Genomic DNA, 15,351 nt, shown 5'->3' with positions numbered 1-15,351 from the left:
CCCACCCCTCTCCCCCCCCCCCACCCCCCCCCCCCCCCCCCCCCCCCCCCCCCCCCCCCCTCCCCCCCCCCCCCCCCCCCCCGCCAGGGGGTGACGGGGGGCGTGGACGGGGGCGGGGCTCAGCCGGGGGTGATCCGGCCGCGCCAGGCTCCCCCCTCCCGGCCCTGGTCCTCGATGAAGTCCTTGAAGCGCCGGAGGTCCCCCTTGACCCTGCGGTCGACCATGCCCAGCATGTCGCCGGTCTTCTCGGCCATCCCTTCCGGCTGGAAGTCGATGGCCAGGTTGACCCGGGTGTGCCGGTCATCCAGTTCCTGGAAGGTGACGACGCCCTTCTGCTTCACGTCGCCGTCCGTCGTGCGCCAGGCGATCCGCTCGTCGGGCAGCTGGTCGATGATCTCGGTGTCGAACTCGCGGGTGACACCGCCGATGCTGGTCCGCCAGTGGTTGTGGCGCTCGTCCAGCTGGGTCACCGCGTCGACGCCCTCCATGAAGCGCGGGAACTCCTCGAACTGGGTCCACTGGTTGTACGCGGCGTGCAGCGGCACGTCGACGTCGACCGTCTTCTTCACCATGCTCATCTGGGGCCTCCTCGCGTGTGCGGTGGCCGAGCCCTTCCCGGCCGCCCGCGCGCCTGCCCGCTGCGCCGCGCCCTAACCCACCCGCGTGCCGCAGCACCGGCCGCCCCGGCCTGGCGCCGGCGCTACGGCGTGCGGCGGGCCCGGACCACGGCGCGCCCGGCGAGCGCGCCGCCGTAGACGGTGTAGCCGACGCCGATCAGCCAGGACTGGACGATCAGCACCGTCCCGACCGTCCCGTAGGAGACCGCGTTGGACACCAGCAGCGGCGCGAAGACCAGCCGCGAGAAGAGCCGCAGGCCCGCCAGCGCCACCATGGTCGCGACGGCTCCGGGCAGCAGCTGCCTCGGCGGGACGCGTCCGGCGAGCAGCAGGTGCTGGAGCCACCAGAACAGCAGGAGGCCGCCGACGGTCGTGACGGCGATGCGGAAGGAGGGCTGGGCGGCCGAGTGGCGCCAGGGCGCGCCGCTGGAGGCGGCCAGCACGATGTACCCGGTCAGCCCGGCCAGGCCGAGGGTCTGGCGCCAGACCGCGTGCCACGGGCCGCGGTCGAGCTCCCACACCCGCTCGTAGACGCCCTGGACGGACGCCATCAACGAGACCCCGAAGACCGCCAGCGCGGCCAGGCCGAAGCCCGTGGTCGTGCTGAGCACCTGGCCCCGGGAGGCGAAGAGCCGGTGGACGGCGTCGGCGCCCGGCCCGCTCAGGCCGAGGCCGTCGGTGATCCACTCGGAGATCCCGCTGCCGCGCGCGGGGAAGGCCGCCGCAATGACGATCAGCAGCGGCACGAGGGTCACGAAGAAGAGCGCCGCGAAGGCCATCGAGCGCTGGAGCAGTTCGATGGTGCGGCCGTGTTCCCACACGCCGACGACGGCCGCCCGCAGGACCTGCCACCAGCTGCGGGCGATCGCCGTCAACCGGCCGCGGCGGCGCACGCCGCTCAACCCAGGACGCCGCACAGCGACGGCGGCGACGGCGACGGCGACGGGGACGACGACGGTCGGTTCACGGCCACTGGATCCTCGCTGTGTTCGACGCCCACGGACGGACCTGCCCCGTCAGGATGCCACCGCGCGGGGCGCGTCCGGCGCTCCGGCGTCGCGACCGGCGTCCGGCGCCGCCGGGTGGCCGCGCACGGACACCGCTCCTCCCGGACGCAGAACACCCGCCCGGCAGGCGCCGGGCGGGCCGTCAGCTCGCGGGCAGCCGTAGGTCACACCACACCGTCTTGCCCGGCCCCGACGGGTGCCAGCCCCAGCGCAGGGTGAGCCGGCTCAGCAGGAACAGGCCGAGGCCTCCCGGTTCGTCCGGGGGGTGCGGGGGCCGGGGCAGCGGCGGGCGCGGGCTGGCGTCGCTGACCTCGATCCGCAGCCGGCCGGTGGCGCGGATCAGGAGCAGCGTCCCGGGCTCGCCGCCGTGGCGCAGGGCGTTGCCGACGAGTTCGGAGACCAGCAGGACGGCGTCGGCGACCAGCAGCGGGTCGGCGACGTCGGCCAGGAACTCGGCGGTGAAGGCCCGGGCGTCGGCGGCCGCCCTGAGGTCGGCCTGGAGCGGCAGCCGCTGCGCCCACGGCCTCGTGGGGAACGGGCGTCCGAGGGAAGGCCGTGGTCCGGTCATGCGGTCGCGTCCTTCCCGGCCCGGTGAGGGGCCCGTGGTCGTCGGAGGATCGGCTCCGGGGGGCGTCGCGGCGCCTCAGTGGCCGAACAGGTGGCGGGTCCGGCCGCCGCGTGGGGGCTCGGCCGGTAGGCCGACGTCCCGGCCGCCCTGCTGGGCGGGGCGTTCCTCCGGCGGCGCGGGCTGCTCGCCCTCGTCGGGCGGGAGGGATCGTTCGGGCGGGTCCGGCCGCACCACCGGTTGGGACCGCTGGTGGGCCGCCCGGTGCGCGGACAGCCGGACGGGGCGTCGGGTCCGCCGGGCCCGCCGGGCCGTCAGGACCATCAGGGCCAGGCCCAGGCAGAAGAGCAGGGCGAGGGCCAGCCCGGCGAGGAAGATGCCCAGGCTGTCGAGCGCCGGCAGGCGGATGCCCAGCACCGTCGCCTGGTAGTCGGGCCCGCCGGAGAGGTTGTCCGCGATCAGCAGTCCGGCGAAGGCACCGGCCGCCGCCATCAGCAGGAGTCCTAGCAGCAACATGGGGAGTCCTCTCCGTCGTTCGGTTCCGGTCGCCCCCGCAGGGCCGCGCCTACCCGGGCGGGCCCGGACCTAACGCCGCGCTTCGCAGGCCCGCTCAGGACGAGGGGACCGGGGTTCACGCGGCAGAGGGCTACCGGCTCTGGACGGCGATCAGGCAGGTGTCGTCGTCGGTGTCGGCGGGGCTGAGCTCCAGCAGCCGGTCGAGGTAGCGCTCCAGGTCGGGGCCGGGGGCTCCGGCGGCGCGGATCAGCTGGTCGACGGACTCCTCGACCGGGCGGTCCCGGCGTTCGACCAGGCCGTCGGTGTAGAGGACCAGGACGTCGCCCGGCGGCAGGTGAGCGGTGTGCTCCTCGTACCGGGCGTCGTCCAGGGCGCCGAGGAGCACGCCGTGCGGCAGCGGCAGCACGTGGGCGCCGTCCGCTCCGACCAGGATCGGGGGCAGGTGCCCGGCCCGCGCCCAGCGCAGTTCGCCGCCGGCCGGGTCGACGAGCACGCAGACGGCCGTCGCGGTGATCTGGCCGGGTTCGCGCAGGGCGACGATGTTGGCCCACTCCAGCATCCGGGCCGGGCCGGCCCCGGTGACGGCGAGAGCACGCAGCGCGTGCCGCAGGGCGACCATGCCGGTGGCCGCGCCGACGCCGTGCCCGGCGACGTCCCCGACGGTGAGCAGCACCCGCTTGTCGGGCAGCAGCAGCACGTCGTACCAGTCGCCGCCGACCCGGTCGTGCTGGGCGGCGGGGCGGTAGCGGACGGCGGCCCGCAGGCCGGCCGGGCCGAGCGGGGGCGGAGCGGCGGGCAGGATGGCCTGCTGGAGCCGCAGTGCCAGTCGCTCGCTGTCGGCGGTCTCCTGCTCGCTGTCGGCGAGACGTGCCCGGGTGGCACCGAGTGCGACCTCCGTGCGGTGCTGGGCGGACACGTCGTGGAAGGCGCCGCGCACACCGGTGAGCCGCCCGTGGTCGTCGAGGACGGGCTCGGCGATCACCCGGGTGTACCCGTGGGTGCCGTCCTGGTGGACCAGGCGGACGACGGCGGAGGCCGTCCGGTGCCGGCGCTGGACGGTGTCCAGCAGGCGCCGGATCGCGGGCTCGTCGTCGGGGTGGGCGTGCCGGGCGAGCTGGGCCAGCGGCACCGGGTCGGTGTCGGGCGGCAGCCCGTAGATCTCGTGCAGGCCGTCGCTCCAGCGGATCCGGCCCTCGGCTGGGTGCTCCTCGAACCCGGCCACCCGGGCCAGCCGCTGGGCCTGGCGCAGCAGGGCACTCTGCTCGGCCTCACCGGCCCGCGCGGTCTCCGTCTGCCAGCCGACCAGCACGCGGCCGCCGACGGGGGCCGCCGCGAGCAGGACGGTGGTGGGAAGCGCGAGTCCGCCCTGCTGGAAGACCAGCCGGACCCGCTCGCCGGGCAACGGGACCCCGGTCTCGTGCACCCGGATCAGCCGTTCGAAGAGGCCGGTGGCGCACGCGGTGGGGTAGACCTCCAGGAGCGAGGTGCCCTCCAGCGTGTCCCGGGGGCGGCCCAGCGGATCGCGGAAGTGCGCGTTGGTCCGCAGGAGCGTGAAGTCGGCGATCTCTCCTCGGCGGACGACCGGCTCCAGCAGCAGGGCCGGGATGGGCAGGCCCTCCAGGAGCGCGGTGTCGTCGCCGGGCGGGGCGGGAGCGGGAGCGGGAGCGGGAGTGCGGACGTCGGCCAGGAGGGTCGCGCAGAGGTCGGCGAGGGCGTGGAGCCGGCGGCGTTGGGGCGCGCCGAGCGCGGGGGCGGGGCCGGGTGCGGGCCACAGGACCTCCAGCGCGCCCCGGCGGCGGCCCGCGTCGATCAGCGGGAGGACGGCCCGGGCCGAGCCGGCTCCCACCGACGGGCCTGCGGCCTCCGGATCGCCGGGCCACAGCTCCACGCCGCCGACCACGACGTGCTGGGCCGGGGTGGGGACGCCGGGTGGCACCCGGCTCCAGGCGTCGGCCTCGGCGGCGGGCAGCCCGGCGTGCGCGGCGAGGGCGAGCACACCGCCCGGCAGCCGCAGCCACAGCGCGACGGCGTGCGCGCCGAGCGCGTCCGCCGTCTGCTCCAGGACGGCTTCGGCGGCGCCTTGCAGATCGGGGACGGCGGCCAGAGCGGGCGTCACGGGGTCGGGCGACGCAGGGTCGGCTGTGCCCGCGAGCGGTCCGGGTGCCTGGCCGGGTGCCTGGCCGGGTGCCTGCCCGGACACCCCGGCGATGTCGGCGGCCAGGGCCGCCACGGGCACGGCGGCCTCCCGGGCGAGCCCGGCGAGGCAGGCGGCGGCTTCGGCGGGAAGCAGGCCGAGGCGTTCGGCCAGGATCCCGGTGGCCAGGTCGACGACGGCGCGGGCGCGGGCGTCGGCTTGCACCCGGGCGGCGGCGCTCTGGAGCCGGCGCACGGTCTCGGCGAGGGCCCGGGCCGTGGTGTCCGAGGGCTCGTGCCCGGCGGTCATGGCGTGTCCAGCCAGTACTGCATCCGGCCGAGCAGGTGGCGGGTGTCGACGGGTTCGGTGACGTGGTCGTCGGCGCCGCCGGCGAGGCTCTTGTCCTGGTCCCCCGGCATGGCCTTGGCGGTGACGGCGATGACCGGCAGGCGGGCGAAGCGCTCCTCGGCGCGGCCGGCGGCGATCGCGGCGTAGCCGTCGAGGCCGGGCATCATCACGTCCATCAGCACGAGGTCGGTCTCGGGGTGGGTGCGCAGCAGGTCGAGTCCGGCGCGGCCGTCGGGGGCGTGCAGCACGGTCACTCCCTGCCCGGTCACTCCCTGCCCGGTGACGCCCTTGACGGTGATCTGGCCGCCCAGGTTGCCGGCGGTGCCGACCTCGCGGGCGCCCCTGGGCACCTCACCGGCGAACGCGGACAGCTGGTCGACCATGCTGTTGAAGACCGTCGCGATCTCCCCGAGCATGCCGGGCTGCTCGGGCGCGAGCCGGGTGGCGAAGTCCCCGTCGCGCACGGTGGTCAGCCCGGCGAGCAGGTGCCGCGGGGCCTGCTCGGCCGGGTCGGCGTCGGGGGCCGGCCGCTCGTCCATCCGTTCCACCGCCCGGGTCCGCCGCACGGCCGGGGTGCCCGACCGGACGCCCCGACCCCGGGGCGGCGGGCCGCCGCCCTGTTTCCACTGTGCCACCGGAGGGCGACAGGCAGGACAGGTGTCGGTCCGGCGGGGAGGGGCCCAGGGCCCGGGGCCCGCGCCCGCGCGGCCCGGGGCGGCAGGCCGCGCGTTCACTCCGGTGGCACGTCCCGCAGCGCGAAGACCTCGACGGCCCCGGTCAGTTCGAGCATCCGCAGGACCAGCGGGCGGGGGCGGGCCAGTTCGATCCGGCTGCCCTCGGCGGCCGCGCGGGCGTGGGCCCGGAGCATCGAGTTGAGCCCCGTGGAGTCGCAGAACTCCAGGTCGGCGCAGTCGAGCACGATGACGGTGAGGGGCGCGGCCAGGGCCGCGTCGAGGGCCGTGTGCAGGGCGCCGACCGAGTCGAGGTCGAGTTCGCCGTACAGCGCGAGGACGGTGCCGCCGGCCCACGGCCGGGCCCGTGCGGTGAACCCGCCCGGCCCCGGGGCACGGCCGGTCGGTGGTCGGCGGGTCATGGTGTCGGCTCCTTCCGTCACCGGCCGGCCGGTCGGTTCACGCCGTGCGCTACGCATCCGCTCGGGCGGGTGCGAGGCGCAGCCCGTGGCCGGGGGCGCCGTCCGCGCCGGGGGTGACGGTGCCGCCCGCCGGATCGCGGGTGCCGTCGAAGAGCGGCCGCTCGATCCGGACGTGGTCGGAAACCTTCGGGGACACGGTGTTCCTCCTTCGTCACGCTTCATCACGCTTCGTCCAGGACGCCCCCCCCCGCAGCGCGGCTATCCGCTGCGGGGGGCCGGAAACGCCCGGGAGGGAAAGAAATCAGCGTGGCGCCTCGGGTTCGGCGGCTCCCTGGTCGGTCATTCCGCCGTCGTCCGCTCTCCCGTCCTCCGCTCCCCCGTCCTCCGCTCCCCTGGGTTCGGCCGGACCTGCGGGTTCGTCCGCCCAGCCGGGGGCGTCGCGGTCCTCCAGCTGCTCGCGCAGGCTGGTGAGGGTGGCGGTGAGCAGGCGGGAGACGTGCATCTGGGAGACGCCGATGCGCTCGGCGATCTGGGACTGGGTCCAGCCGTCCCAGAAGCGCAGCTTGAGCACCGTCTGATCGCGGCACGACAGCCGGGCGAGCAGGGGGCGCACGGCGGTGCGGAAATCCGCGAGTTCGATGCCGGGGTCACAGGCCCCCATGCGGTCCAGCATGGCGCTGCCGCTCTCGTCGAGGTCCTGCTCGCGCGCAGCGTCCAGCGAGTCGGGCCGGTAGACGCGGCCTGCGACTAAGCCCTCGGCGGCCTGCTCGACGGTGATGTGGAGGTCCTCGGCGATCTCGTCGGGGTGCGGGAGGCGGCCGAGTTCCTGCTCCAGCCGGTCGGATCCGCGGGCGACGGTCAGGTACAGCTCCTGCATGCCGCGCGGGACCCGGACCGGCCAGGAGGTGTCACGGAAGAAGCGCTTGATCTCACCGGCGATGGTGGGGATGGCGTAGGTGACGAACTCGACGCCGCGGTGCGGGTCGTAGCCGTCGACCGCCTTGATCAGGCCGATCGTGCCGACCTGGAGGATATCGTCCATGTCCTCGGCGCGGTGGCGGAAGCGGGCGGCGATGAAGCGCACCAGCGGCATGTTGAGTTCGATGATCGTGCCGCGCACGTAGCTGTACGCATGCGTTTCGCGGGCGAGTGCGGCCAGGCGCTCGAACAGCGCGTCGCTGAGTTCGCGTGCCTCGTACTTGCCCATCGCGCGCAGTTGCGCGTCCGTCGGGCGGGGTGGCACGTCGGGCGGAAGGCCGGACGGCGGGGCGGCCGTCCGGTCGGTGGGGCGACCGGTTTCCAGCGTGGTGGACACGGTGGCTCTCTCCTGGGGCATCGGGGCGAACGCCCGGCGCCGCGAGCGGCTCGCGCCGAACGCGACGGGGCTGCTTTTCCGGAGGACCTGGGCCCGGTGTCGTCGGGCGACGGTCCCGGTGGCACCCGGTGAGGGTGCGGACGCGACTGGCTGCGATCCACGGCCGCGTCATGCGTTCTCTACCCGACACACGACTTCCGATTCATGTTTTGGGCGGTTTATTACCTTGCCTACGGGTACACGCGCTCGGGCAACGCCCTGCCGTCACGAAAAGGAGCGCCGCCATGCCCCGAGGATCCAGCCCCAAACGGGAGCGCCAGTACGAGCACATCAAGGAGAGCGCGCTCGACCGGGGCGAGACCGAGAAGCGGGCCGAGGAGATCGCCGCCCGCACGGTGAACAAGGAACGCGCCCGGCACGGCGAGTCGAAGACCGCGAGCCGCAGTTCGCTCCACGACATCTCCTCCGGCCGCCGCGGCGGGCAGCGCTCGCACACGGGGGCCCGGGGCCCGACCTACGACCAGCTCTACAACGAGGCCAGGCAGCGCGGCGTCAAGGGCCGTTCGAAGATGAACAAGCGCGAGCTGTCGCACGCGCTGGGCCGTTGAGGAGGGCGTCATGACGACCACGCCGGTCAGAACCACCACGCCGGTCAGGATGACCATGCCGCTGATGACGACCACGCCGGTGATGATGACCGTCCCGGCTCCCCCCGGCCCGGACACCGAGCCGGTCCCCCACCCGAACCCCGCCCCGAAGCCGGGCGAGGACCCCGACCCGGCACCGCCGCCGATCCCGCCTTTCCCCACTCCCGACCCGTTCCCGGGCCCCGGTTCCGACCCCGATCCGGCACCGCCGCCCCAGCCGCACCCCGGTCAGGCCTGAGACCCCGCTCAGCCCTGGAGGGCGCCAGGGTCCACCGGGGACGCGACCTCCAGCCAGACCAGCTTCCCCTCGCCCTCGGGCAGGCAGCCCCAGTCGCGCGCCAGCCGGTCCACCACCCGCAGGCCGTGGCCGCCGGGACGGCCCGGGTCCGCGAACGGGCGCAGCCGCGGCGCGGCCGGGCTGGCGTCCGAGACCTCCACCCGCAGCCGCTCGCCGTCCCAGCCCAGCCGCAGCTCCCGGGGGCCGCCGGGCGCGTGCAGGCACGCATTGGTGACCAGCTCCGACACCATCAGCAGGACGTCCTCCGCCGCCGCCAGCCGCCCGGCATCCGGCGCGGGCAGCCAGTGCCAGGCGAGCAGCGCCGCACGGCTGAAGTCCCGGGACCGCTGGACCGCGCTCTCACTGCCGACCAGCACGAGCCGCCTGGTCCGGTCGGAGCCACTCGGCCGCCGGCCGGAAGCCGTCGCCCTCCGGCCGGAGTCCTTCGGCAACGCTCCCTCCCCGGGGCTCTTCATGCCGGGTTCTCCTCACTCCACGTCGTCGCAGCCGCGCTGCGGCGGGTCCGCGGTCTTCAGAGCGGCGTCGAGGTCGGGGTGGATGCGCAGCGCCGTGTCGGCTTCCGTGATCGCGAACAGCCTCGCCACCACGGGCCCCGGACCGGCGAGTCCCAGCCGCAGGCCGGCCGCCTCGGCGTCCAGGCGTGAGCGCAGCAGCAGGTTCAGCCCGGTGGAGTCGCAGAACCGCAGGCCGGTGAGGTCGACGACGATCCGTTCCTCGCCCCCGGCCACCGGACGGGACAGCGCCGTCCACAGACCGTTCGCGCTGCCGTGGTCCAGTTCACCTCCGAGGGAGACCACCCGCGCGCGGCCCTCCCGGCGCACCGCGACGCGCAGGCCGCCGACTTGCTGCTCCCCCTCACCCCCGCCGGGCTGCTCGGCCGGCCGTGACACGGCGGGCTCCCGGTCCGTTCGCGGCGGAGTCCTGCCGTCCCGACCGCCGTCCCACGCGGCGGTTCGGGTCCCGCGGACGACCTGGGCCGGACGGACCGCCGCCCCGGGCAGGGCCGCCGCCCCGGGCAGGGCCGGGCTCACCACCCGCTCCTCATCCATGCCCCGCGTGTGCCCGCAGCCACGGTGGCTACACGTGTGCCGGCGTTCTCCACCGTCGGGCACGTCGGCCTGTTCCTGACCGCCGCGGCGGTGTACGTGGCGGGCCACGCAGCGCGCTGCTGGTCGCGCTCACGGCGCAGCTGTGGACGCGAGCGTTTCCGGCCCGCCGACCGCTTCTGGCCCGTCGATCGTTTCCGGACCCTCGATCGTTTCCGAACCCTCGGCCGTTTCCGGACCCTCTCCCGTTTCCGGACCCTCTCCCGTTTCCGGCCCGTCGGCCCGGGTAGCCGCGCGACGCCGGACGAAGCCCGGCAGACGCCAGGGAGGCCGCCCGTGCGAGTGAACGGCGCGAGACCGGCCCGGCGGCGCCACCCGACCCGGGTGGTCCTGCCCCGGGCGCGCCCCGTCGTGTCCGACGGGTCCGGAGGCCGCGTGCCGGCCGGGCTGCGGACCGCCGCCGGGTACACCTGGCGGCTGCTCCTGCTCGGGGTGGCCGCCTACCTGGCCGTCTCCGTCCTCGGCCGGCTCCAGTTGCCGGTCATCGCCGTGTTCCTGGCGCTGGTCATCACCTCGGTCCTGCGGCCGCTCGTCGACCTGCTGGCACGGGCGCTGCCCCGCTCGATCGCCGTCCTGCTGGTCCTCGTGTGCGCCATCGTGGTCGTGGGCGGCGTTCTCGCCCTGGTGGGGACGACCGTCGTCGGCGAGTGGGGCCGGCTGGGCACCGAACTGCGCGGCGGCCTCGGGCGGATCGACCGCCTGCTCACCGGCGCCCCCTTCCACCTGCGGGCCGGCACCGTCACCGACCTGCGCGCGAAGCTCGGCGAGTTCGTCACCGCCCACCGCTCGGCGCTGCTCAGCACCGCGCTCAGCGGGGCGAGCCGGGTCGTCGAAATGCTCACCGGGCTGGCGCTCGCGGTGTTCTGCTCGGTGTTCTTCCTCCACTCCGGCGACCGGATGTGGTGCTGGGCGCAGCACCAGCTCCCGGCCCGGTCACGATCTGCCTGGGACCGCGCGGGGCACGCCGCGTGGCGCACCTTCGCCGGCTACACCCGGGGTGTGCTGATCGTGGCGGCGACCAACGCTGTGCTGGTCGGCGTCGCGCTGGCCGCCCTACGGGTACCGCTAGTACTGCCACTGATCATGCTGGAGTTCGTCGCGGCGCTCGTCCCGCTGATCGGCTCCCCCATCGCGCTGGCCGTCGCCGCGCTGGTCGCCCTGGCGGCCCGCGGCCCGGCGGTCGCGCTGCTGGTGCTCGGGCTGATCGTGATCATCGGCCAGATCGAGGGCCATCTGCTGCACCCGCTGGTCATGGGCTGGTCCGTCCGGATCCACCCGGTGGCGGTCGCGCTGTCGGTGATCGGCGGCGCCGTGCTGGCCGGTGTCCTCGGCGCGGTGGTCGCGGTGCCGGTGGTGTCGGTCGCCTGGGCGGTGATCTGCGAACTCCGCGACCACGGCCCACCACCCCGCCCGGGGCCACGAACCAGCCCCCCAGCGGCACACCACGGGCAGCCGCACCGCCAACGCGACGAACGCCGCCCCCCGCACCGACCCGCCCCCGGCCGCGGCACCCGGTGACCAGACTGATCACACCATGACGGCCCGAAGGGTCGGATCTGCGCCGGGATTGCGCGCGGCCCGTTCCCTTCCGGGCCGGGCGTCGTTGAGCAGGTGATTGGTGTGATCCGGCCCGGACGGTCCGCGCATTGCCAGGTGACCCGCCCAGGGCTCGACCCATTGGCATGACGAGGGAGACTGACGATGAAGCTGAGTGTTCGACGCGGACTGCTGGCGGCGGCCGCCACGGTCGGTCTGATCCTGGCGGCGGCCGCGCCGCAGGCCGCGGCGGCCGGCCCGCAGCACCCCGCCTCCACGACCCGTACCGAGCAGGCGGGCGGGCAGCGGGTGGCGCCGGGGGACCCGGTCCGCGACGGGAGCCCGGACTCCGCGGTCGACCGGGTCGCCGACTTCTACGGCGCCTACATCGACGCCGTCTCCGACGGCACCGACAACCTGTCGGACGGCCTGCGCGCCCACTACCTCACGGCGGACTTCCAGCAGCGACTGGCCGCCTGGGAGCAGGCCAACCACGCCGACGGCGTCCTCCGCGCCCAGGACGTGCCCACCCACTGGGAGGTGCGGTACCACGACTCCGGAGCCGGCCACCTGTTCACCACCGTCACACTCACCTGGGGCACCGGCCCCAACGCCACGCACACCGAGCTGGCCGTGCAGAGCGACCTGAGCACCAAGCTCATCTCGGACATCGAGGACGCCCCGGCCGGATACTGACACGAGCCTGGAGCGGATGACGGAGCGGACGGTGCAAGCGCGGGCGGCCGACGACGTCGCGTGAGACGAACCCGCCGATCCGCCTCCCGCCGACCGCCGTCCGTGGTGGGACCGGCCCCCGAGCCCGGTCCCACCACTGGCATCGCCGCATCATCCGAGGCACACCCGCGCCGTTCTGCCGCCGGCGAAAAACCGGCCCGCCCGGGCTCGACGCTCACTACAGTCCGGTCCCATGACGACGGTTACCACGCACACGGTCGAGTACCCGGCCGACGGCCTCACGATGATCGGGCACCTCGCGCTCCCGGCCGGTACCGGCCGCCGACCCGCGGTCCTGGTCGGGCCCGAGGGGCCCGGGCTCAACGACTTCCAGCGCCGCCGGGCCGACGCCCTCGCCGAACTCGGCTACGTGGCAATGGCCTTCGACATCAACGGCGGGCGCTGGTTCACCGACCCGCAGGAGATGCTGGCGCACGTCACTCCCCTGCTCGCCGACCCCGACCGGATGCGGGGCATCGGCCACGCGGCGCTCGACGTGCTGCGCGCCGAACCGCGGACCGACCCCGACCGGATCGCCGCCATCGGCTACGGCACCGGCGGCGCGATCGCACTGGAACTCGGGCGCGACGGCGTCGACCTGCGGGCGATCGGGACGGTCAACGCCCTGACCACGGGCCGACCCGGCGAGGCGGCGCGCATCCGCTGCCCGGTGTGGGCCGGGGTCGGATCGGAAGACCCGATCATGCCGCCCGCACAACGGGACGCGTTCGCCGCCGAGATGCAGGCCGCGGGCGTCGACTGGCGCCTCGTGGTCTACGGCGGCGCCTTGCACGCCTTCCACCACCCGACGGTCGGCCACGCCGTGCTCCCCGGCGTCGGCCACCACCCCCGGCACGCTCAGCGCGCCTGGCGCGACATCGTCGGCCTGCTCACCGAATGCCTGCCCGTAACGGAGTGACCCGGCCGTACCGGAGCGACCCGGTCGGCGGACCCGACCTGCCCGGCGAGTCAAGCGTCGGGCTCTGCGATCTGACGCACCATGTGATCGCCCTCGAACCAGCGGCTCAACAGCTGGTGAACCGGGTCCGGACTCCCCGCCCGGTCTCCACGGCCCCAGCCCCAGCCGGCTCCCCGGGCGGGCGGCGTGCCGCCGGTCATCGCCGCCAAACGGATCAGCGCCGTCTCGGTAGCGCTCGCGTCCTCCTTCCCGAGGGCCCACATGAACACCTGCGGATCCGCGGCGGCCGCCGGGACCGGGGAGAACCCGCAGCCGGCCGAGTACCACGGCCCTCGGGCACGGGGGGCACGGTGGAAGTGTGCTCGCCGGGCGCGCGCGGTGTCCGGCTGACACCGCTCCCGTCTCCGGTTCGGCGGTTCGGCGGTTCGAGTCAGCCGGCCCGGAGCAGGGTGCGCAGCTCGGCGGTGTCGATGATGTGGGCCCGCGAGGGGAGGACCTTCTGGAGCAGGACGTCGTGGACTTCGGTGTCCGGGTCGGCGACGCCGTCGGACAGGACGTAGAGCCGGTAGTCGCGGTCGGCCGCGTCGAGGACGGTGGACAGGACGACACCGCTGGTACTGATGCCGGAGACGACCAGCGTGGTGATGCCGCACTCGCGCAGCTGCCGGTCGAGGTCGGTGGTGGACATGCCGCCGTAGCGGGTCTTGCGCACGACGAGGTCGCCGTCCCGGGGAGCCAGGCGCTCGTGGATGGCCGTGGCAGGGTCCTCGTGGTGCATGACACGGTGTCGGGCCAGCGGGGCGAAGGACTTGTTGGTGGCCGGGATCGCGCCCCAGTCGGCCTCGGTGAAGCCGACGCGTACGTGGGCGACGGTGGCGCCGCTGGTGCGGACGTCGGCGATCGCCGCTTCCACGCGGTCGAGCAGGGCTTCCCGGCCCCCGCCCTCGGGCAGAACGGCCAGGATCGCGGGCTGGCAGTCCAGGACGAGCAGAGCGGTGTGCTCGGGGTCAAGCGCGGGGTCAAGCGCGGGGGCAGACGCAGGGGCAGTACTCACGCGAGTTCTCTCCTTACTTGGCGGCACCCGGTCGGCGCGGGGAGACGATTCGGCGGACCGACGGCCGCTCCCATCCGCACAACCGATCAGCGATCGGAAGCATCAAAGCGCGCCTCATCCTCAGGGATCAAACAACCACAGGACCGCCAAGCCACAACCACCAGTTGTACCTATAGAGTGCCGCCATGGACCTCGACACCGTTCGGACCTTTGTCGCCGCCGCCGACGCCGGGCAGTTCCAGGAGGCCGCCGCCGAGCTGGCCGTCACCCAGCAGGCCGTCTCCAAGCGCATCGCCGCGCTGGAACGCAACCTCGGCGTGCGGTTGTTCACCCGCACCGCACGCGGGGCCGAGCTCACCATCGACGGGCAGGCCTTCCTGCCCCACGCGCGCGAGCTGCTGCGCGCCGCCGAGCGCGCGGTCGAGTCCGTGCGCCCCGGCCGCCGTCCGCTGCGCGTCGACGTGATCAACCTTCGTGGCTCGGCGTCGGGCCTGATGCGCGGCTTCCACCGCGCGCACCCCGAGATCGATCTCGACGTGATGATGCTGTTCGAGATCGAGACGGCCGTCAACGCCATCCGCTCCGGTGCGATCGACGCGTCCTTCCGCGCCGTCGTCGCGCCCGGCCGGCCCCTTCCCGAGGACATCGAGTCCGTCCGGGTGATCGACGAACCGCTCCAGCTCCTCACCGGTCCCGCCCACGCGCTGGCGGGCGCCCGGTCGGTGACCGTCGCCCAGCTCGCCGGGCACCGGATCTGGATGCCCGGCATCGTCCCCGGTACCGAGTGGGGCGCCTACTACGACGACCTCGTCGCCGAGTTCGGCCTCACCATCGAGGCGACCGGCCCCAACTTCGGCTCCGACGCGCTCCTCGACACCATCGCCGACACTCCGGCCCTGGCCACCTTCATGGGCGAGCACACCCGCCTCGTCTGGCCCGCCGACCACGGCCTGCGCCGCATCCCGGTGACCGACCCGACGCCCGTCTACCCGCACTCACTCCTCTGGCACCGCGACAACCCCCACCCAACACTGGCCACCCTCCGCGCCCACCTCGCCGCCACCACGACCGGCCACGACGCCCCCGGCACCTGGACACCGGACTGGGTCCTTCCACGCTGAACGCCACCGCGCGCCCGCAATCAGCTTGGTCCTCGGCCTCCGGCCTGGGATTGGCCTGGTCCCACGCGCGGACCTCGGCCCTGCCGTGGCCGGACGTGTCGCTCACCGAGGTCACAGCGCTCGACCACCTGCCTCAGCTGGACGCAGGCAGGGCAGGGCCCGGCGGAAGGGACAAGCGGTCAAACTCCAGCAGACCCGGACGACGGCCACAACCACGAACCCGGCACCTAAGTTGGTTCCCACGCGCGGCGGGGGGGGGGGGGGGGGGGGGGGGGGGGGGGGGGGGGGGGGGGGGGGGGGGGGGGGGGGGGGGGGGGGGGGGGGGGGGGGGGGGGGGGGG

At 75.0% G+C, this 15,351-nt stretch carries 18 protein-coding genes and 1 pseudogene; 6 read left to right on the top strand and 13 right to left on the bottom strand.

Features of this window, described 5'->3' with window-relative positions; genetic code table 11:
- Positions 1 to 119: 119 nt before the first annotated feature.
- The 10 genes and pseudogenes from AC07BF_RS36455 to AC07BF_RS36410 all read right to left on the bottom strand — a co-directional run bounded on the left by AC07BF_RS36455 (position 120) and on the right by AC07BF_RS36410 (position 7,595).
- Positions 120 to 578: an SRPBCC family protein gene (locus tag AC07BF_RS36455; RefSeq protein WP_363625638.1), complete on the bottom strand. Its 459-nt coding sequence runs from the start codon at positions 576 to 578 to the stop codon at positions 120 to 122.
- A gap of 122 nt (positions 579 to 700) precedes the next feature.
- Positions 701 to 1,510 (bottom strand): ribonuclease BN, encoded by an 810-nt coding sequence (locus AC07BF_RS36450; protein ID WP_478319036.1) that lies wholly within the window; start codon positions 1,508 to 1,510, stop codon positions 701 to 703.
- A gap of 256 nt (positions 1,511 to 1,766) precedes the next feature.
- A complete protein-coding gene (locus AC07BF_RS36445) occupies positions 1,767 to 2,192 on the bottom strand; it encodes an ATP-binding protein (protein WP_363584214.1) in 426 nt (141 codons plus the stop codon).
- A gap of 75 nt (positions 2,193 to 2,267) precedes the next feature.
- Positions 2,268 to 2,705 (bottom strand): hypothetical protein, encoded by a 438-nt coding sequence (locus AC07BF_RS36440; RefSeq protein ID WP_363627678.1) that lies wholly within the window; start codon positions 2,703 to 2,705, stop codon positions 2,268 to 2,270.
- A 130-nt stretch (positions 2,706 to 2,835) separates the two neighbouring features.
- Positions 2,836 to 5,148, bottom strand: coding sequence for a PP2C family protein-serine/threonine phosphatase (locus AC07BF_RS36435; RefSeq protein WP_478334510.1), 2,313 nt, complete (start codon positions 5,146 to 5,148; stop codon positions 2,836 to 2,838).
- Positions 5,145 to 5,441: a response regulator gene (locus AC07BF_RS36430; RefSeq protein ID WP_478334511.1), complete on the bottom strand. Its 297-nt coding sequence runs from the start codon at positions 5,439 to 5,441 to the stop codon at positions 5,145 to 5,147. The genes AC07BF_RS36435 and AC07BF_RS36430 overlap by 4 nt, the downstream gene beginning before the upstream one ends.
- A gap of 21 nt (positions 5,442 to 5,462) precedes the next feature.
- Positions 5,463 to 5,726: pseudogene (locus tag AC07BF_RS36425) on the bottom strand (HAMP domain-containing protein); the annotation flags it as partial.
- A gap of 191 nt (positions 5,727 to 5,917) precedes the next feature.
- Positions 5,918 to 6,280, bottom strand: coding sequence for an STAS domain-containing protein (locus tag AC07BF_RS36420; protein WP_363584222.1), 363 nt, complete (start codon positions 6,278 to 6,280; stop codon positions 5,918 to 5,920).
- Between the two features lie 49 nt (positions 6,281 to 6,329).
- Positions 6,330 to 6,476 carry a hypothetical protein gene (locus AC07BF_RS36415; RefSeq protein ID WP_400806672.1) on the bottom strand — a complete coding sequence of 49 codons (147 nt, stop codon included), beginning with the start codon at positions 6,474 to 6,476 and terminating at the stop codon, positions 6,330 to 6,332.
- Positions 6,477 to 6,581: 105 nt separating this feature from the next.
- Entirely contained in the window at positions 6,582 to 7,595 is a 1,014-nt protein-coding gene (locus tag AC07BF_RS36410) for a SigB/SigF/SigG family RNA polymerase sigma factor (RefSeq protein ID WP_363584224.1), read from the bottom strand.
- Positions 7,596 to 7,879: 284 nt separating this feature from the next.
- Here AC07BF_RS36410 and AC07BF_RS36405 point away from each other — a divergent pair, with 284 nt between their 5' ends.
- The gene (locus tag AC07BF_RS36405) at positions 7,880 to 8,203 is read left to right on the top strand and encodes a plasmid stabilization protein (protein ID WP_363584226.1); all 324 of its coding nucleotides are present in this window, start codon (positions 7,880 to 7,882) and stop codon (positions 8,201 to 8,203) included.
- 10 nt (positions 8,204 to 8,213) lie between these two features.
- Positions 8,214 to 8,480, top strand: a complete 267-nt coding sequence (locus AC07BF_RS36400; RefSeq protein WP_363584228.1) for a hypothetical protein — start codon at positions 8,214 to 8,216, stop codon at positions 8,478 to 8,480.
- 8 nt (positions 8,481 to 8,488) lie between these two features.
- Here AC07BF_RS36400 and AC07BF_RS36395 read toward each other — a convergent pair whose 3' ends face one another.
- The gene (locus AC07BF_RS36395) at positions 8,489 to 8,995 is read right to left on the bottom strand and encodes an ATP-binding protein (protein WP_363584230.1); all 507 of its coding nucleotides are present in this window, start codon (positions 8,993 to 8,995) and stop codon (positions 8,489 to 8,491) included.
- A gap of 12 nt (positions 8,996 to 9,007) precedes the next feature.
- Positions 9,008 to 9,589 carry an STAS domain-containing protein gene (locus AC07BF_RS36390; RefSeq protein WP_478334509.1) on the bottom strand — a complete coding sequence of 194 codons (582 nt, stop codon included), beginning with the start codon at positions 9,587 to 9,589 and terminating at the stop codon, positions 9,008 to 9,010.
- 432 nt (positions 9,590 to 10,021) lie between these two features.
- Between AC07BF_RS36390 and AC07BF_RS36385 the strand changes: the two genes are divergently transcribed.
- From AC07BF_RS36385 to AC07BF_RS36375, 3 genes are all read left to right on the top strand, one after another.
- Positions 10,022 to 11,164 (top strand): AI-2E family transporter, encoded by a 1,143-nt coding sequence (locus AC07BF_RS36385; protein ID WP_478334508.1) that lies wholly within the window; start codon positions 10,022 to 10,024, stop codon positions 11,162 to 11,164.
- 183 nt (positions 11,165 to 11,347) lie between these two features.
- Entirely contained in the window at positions 11,348 to 11,878 is a 531-nt protein-coding gene (locus AC07BF_RS36380) for a hypothetical protein (RefSeq protein ID WP_478334507.1), read from the top strand.
- Between the two features lie 232 nt (positions 11,879 to 12,110).
- A complete protein-coding gene (locus AC07BF_RS36375; RefSeq protein WP_400843886.1) occupies positions 12,111 to 12,836 on the top strand; it encodes a dienelactone hydrolase family protein in 726 nt (241 codons plus the stop codon).
- A 430-nt stretch (positions 12,837 to 13,266) separates the two neighbouring features.
- Here the strand turns inward: AC07BF_RS36375 and AC07BF_RS36370 are convergent, their stop codons facing one another.
- Positions 13,267 to 13,890 (bottom strand): cysteine hydrolase family protein, encoded by a 624-nt coding sequence (locus AC07BF_RS36370; protein WP_478334506.1) that lies wholly within the window; start codon positions 13,888 to 13,890, stop codon positions 13,267 to 13,269.
- Positions 13,891 to 14,075: 185 nt separating this feature from the next.
- Here AC07BF_RS36370 and AC07BF_RS36365 point away from each other — a divergent pair, with 185 nt between their 5' ends.
- Positions 14,076 to 15,011, top strand: coding sequence for a LysR family transcriptional regulator (locus tag AC07BF_RS36365; RefSeq protein ID WP_400843880.1), 936 nt, complete (start codon positions 14,076 to 14,078; stop codon positions 15,009 to 15,011).
- The last annotated feature ends 340 nt before the right edge of the window (positions 15,012 to 15,351 follow it).

The organism is Kitasatospora sp. NPDC043950, assembly GCF_056435345.1.
Note: the sequence above shows the minus strand (reverse complement) of the source record. Positions and strands in the feature narration are given on the sequence as shown.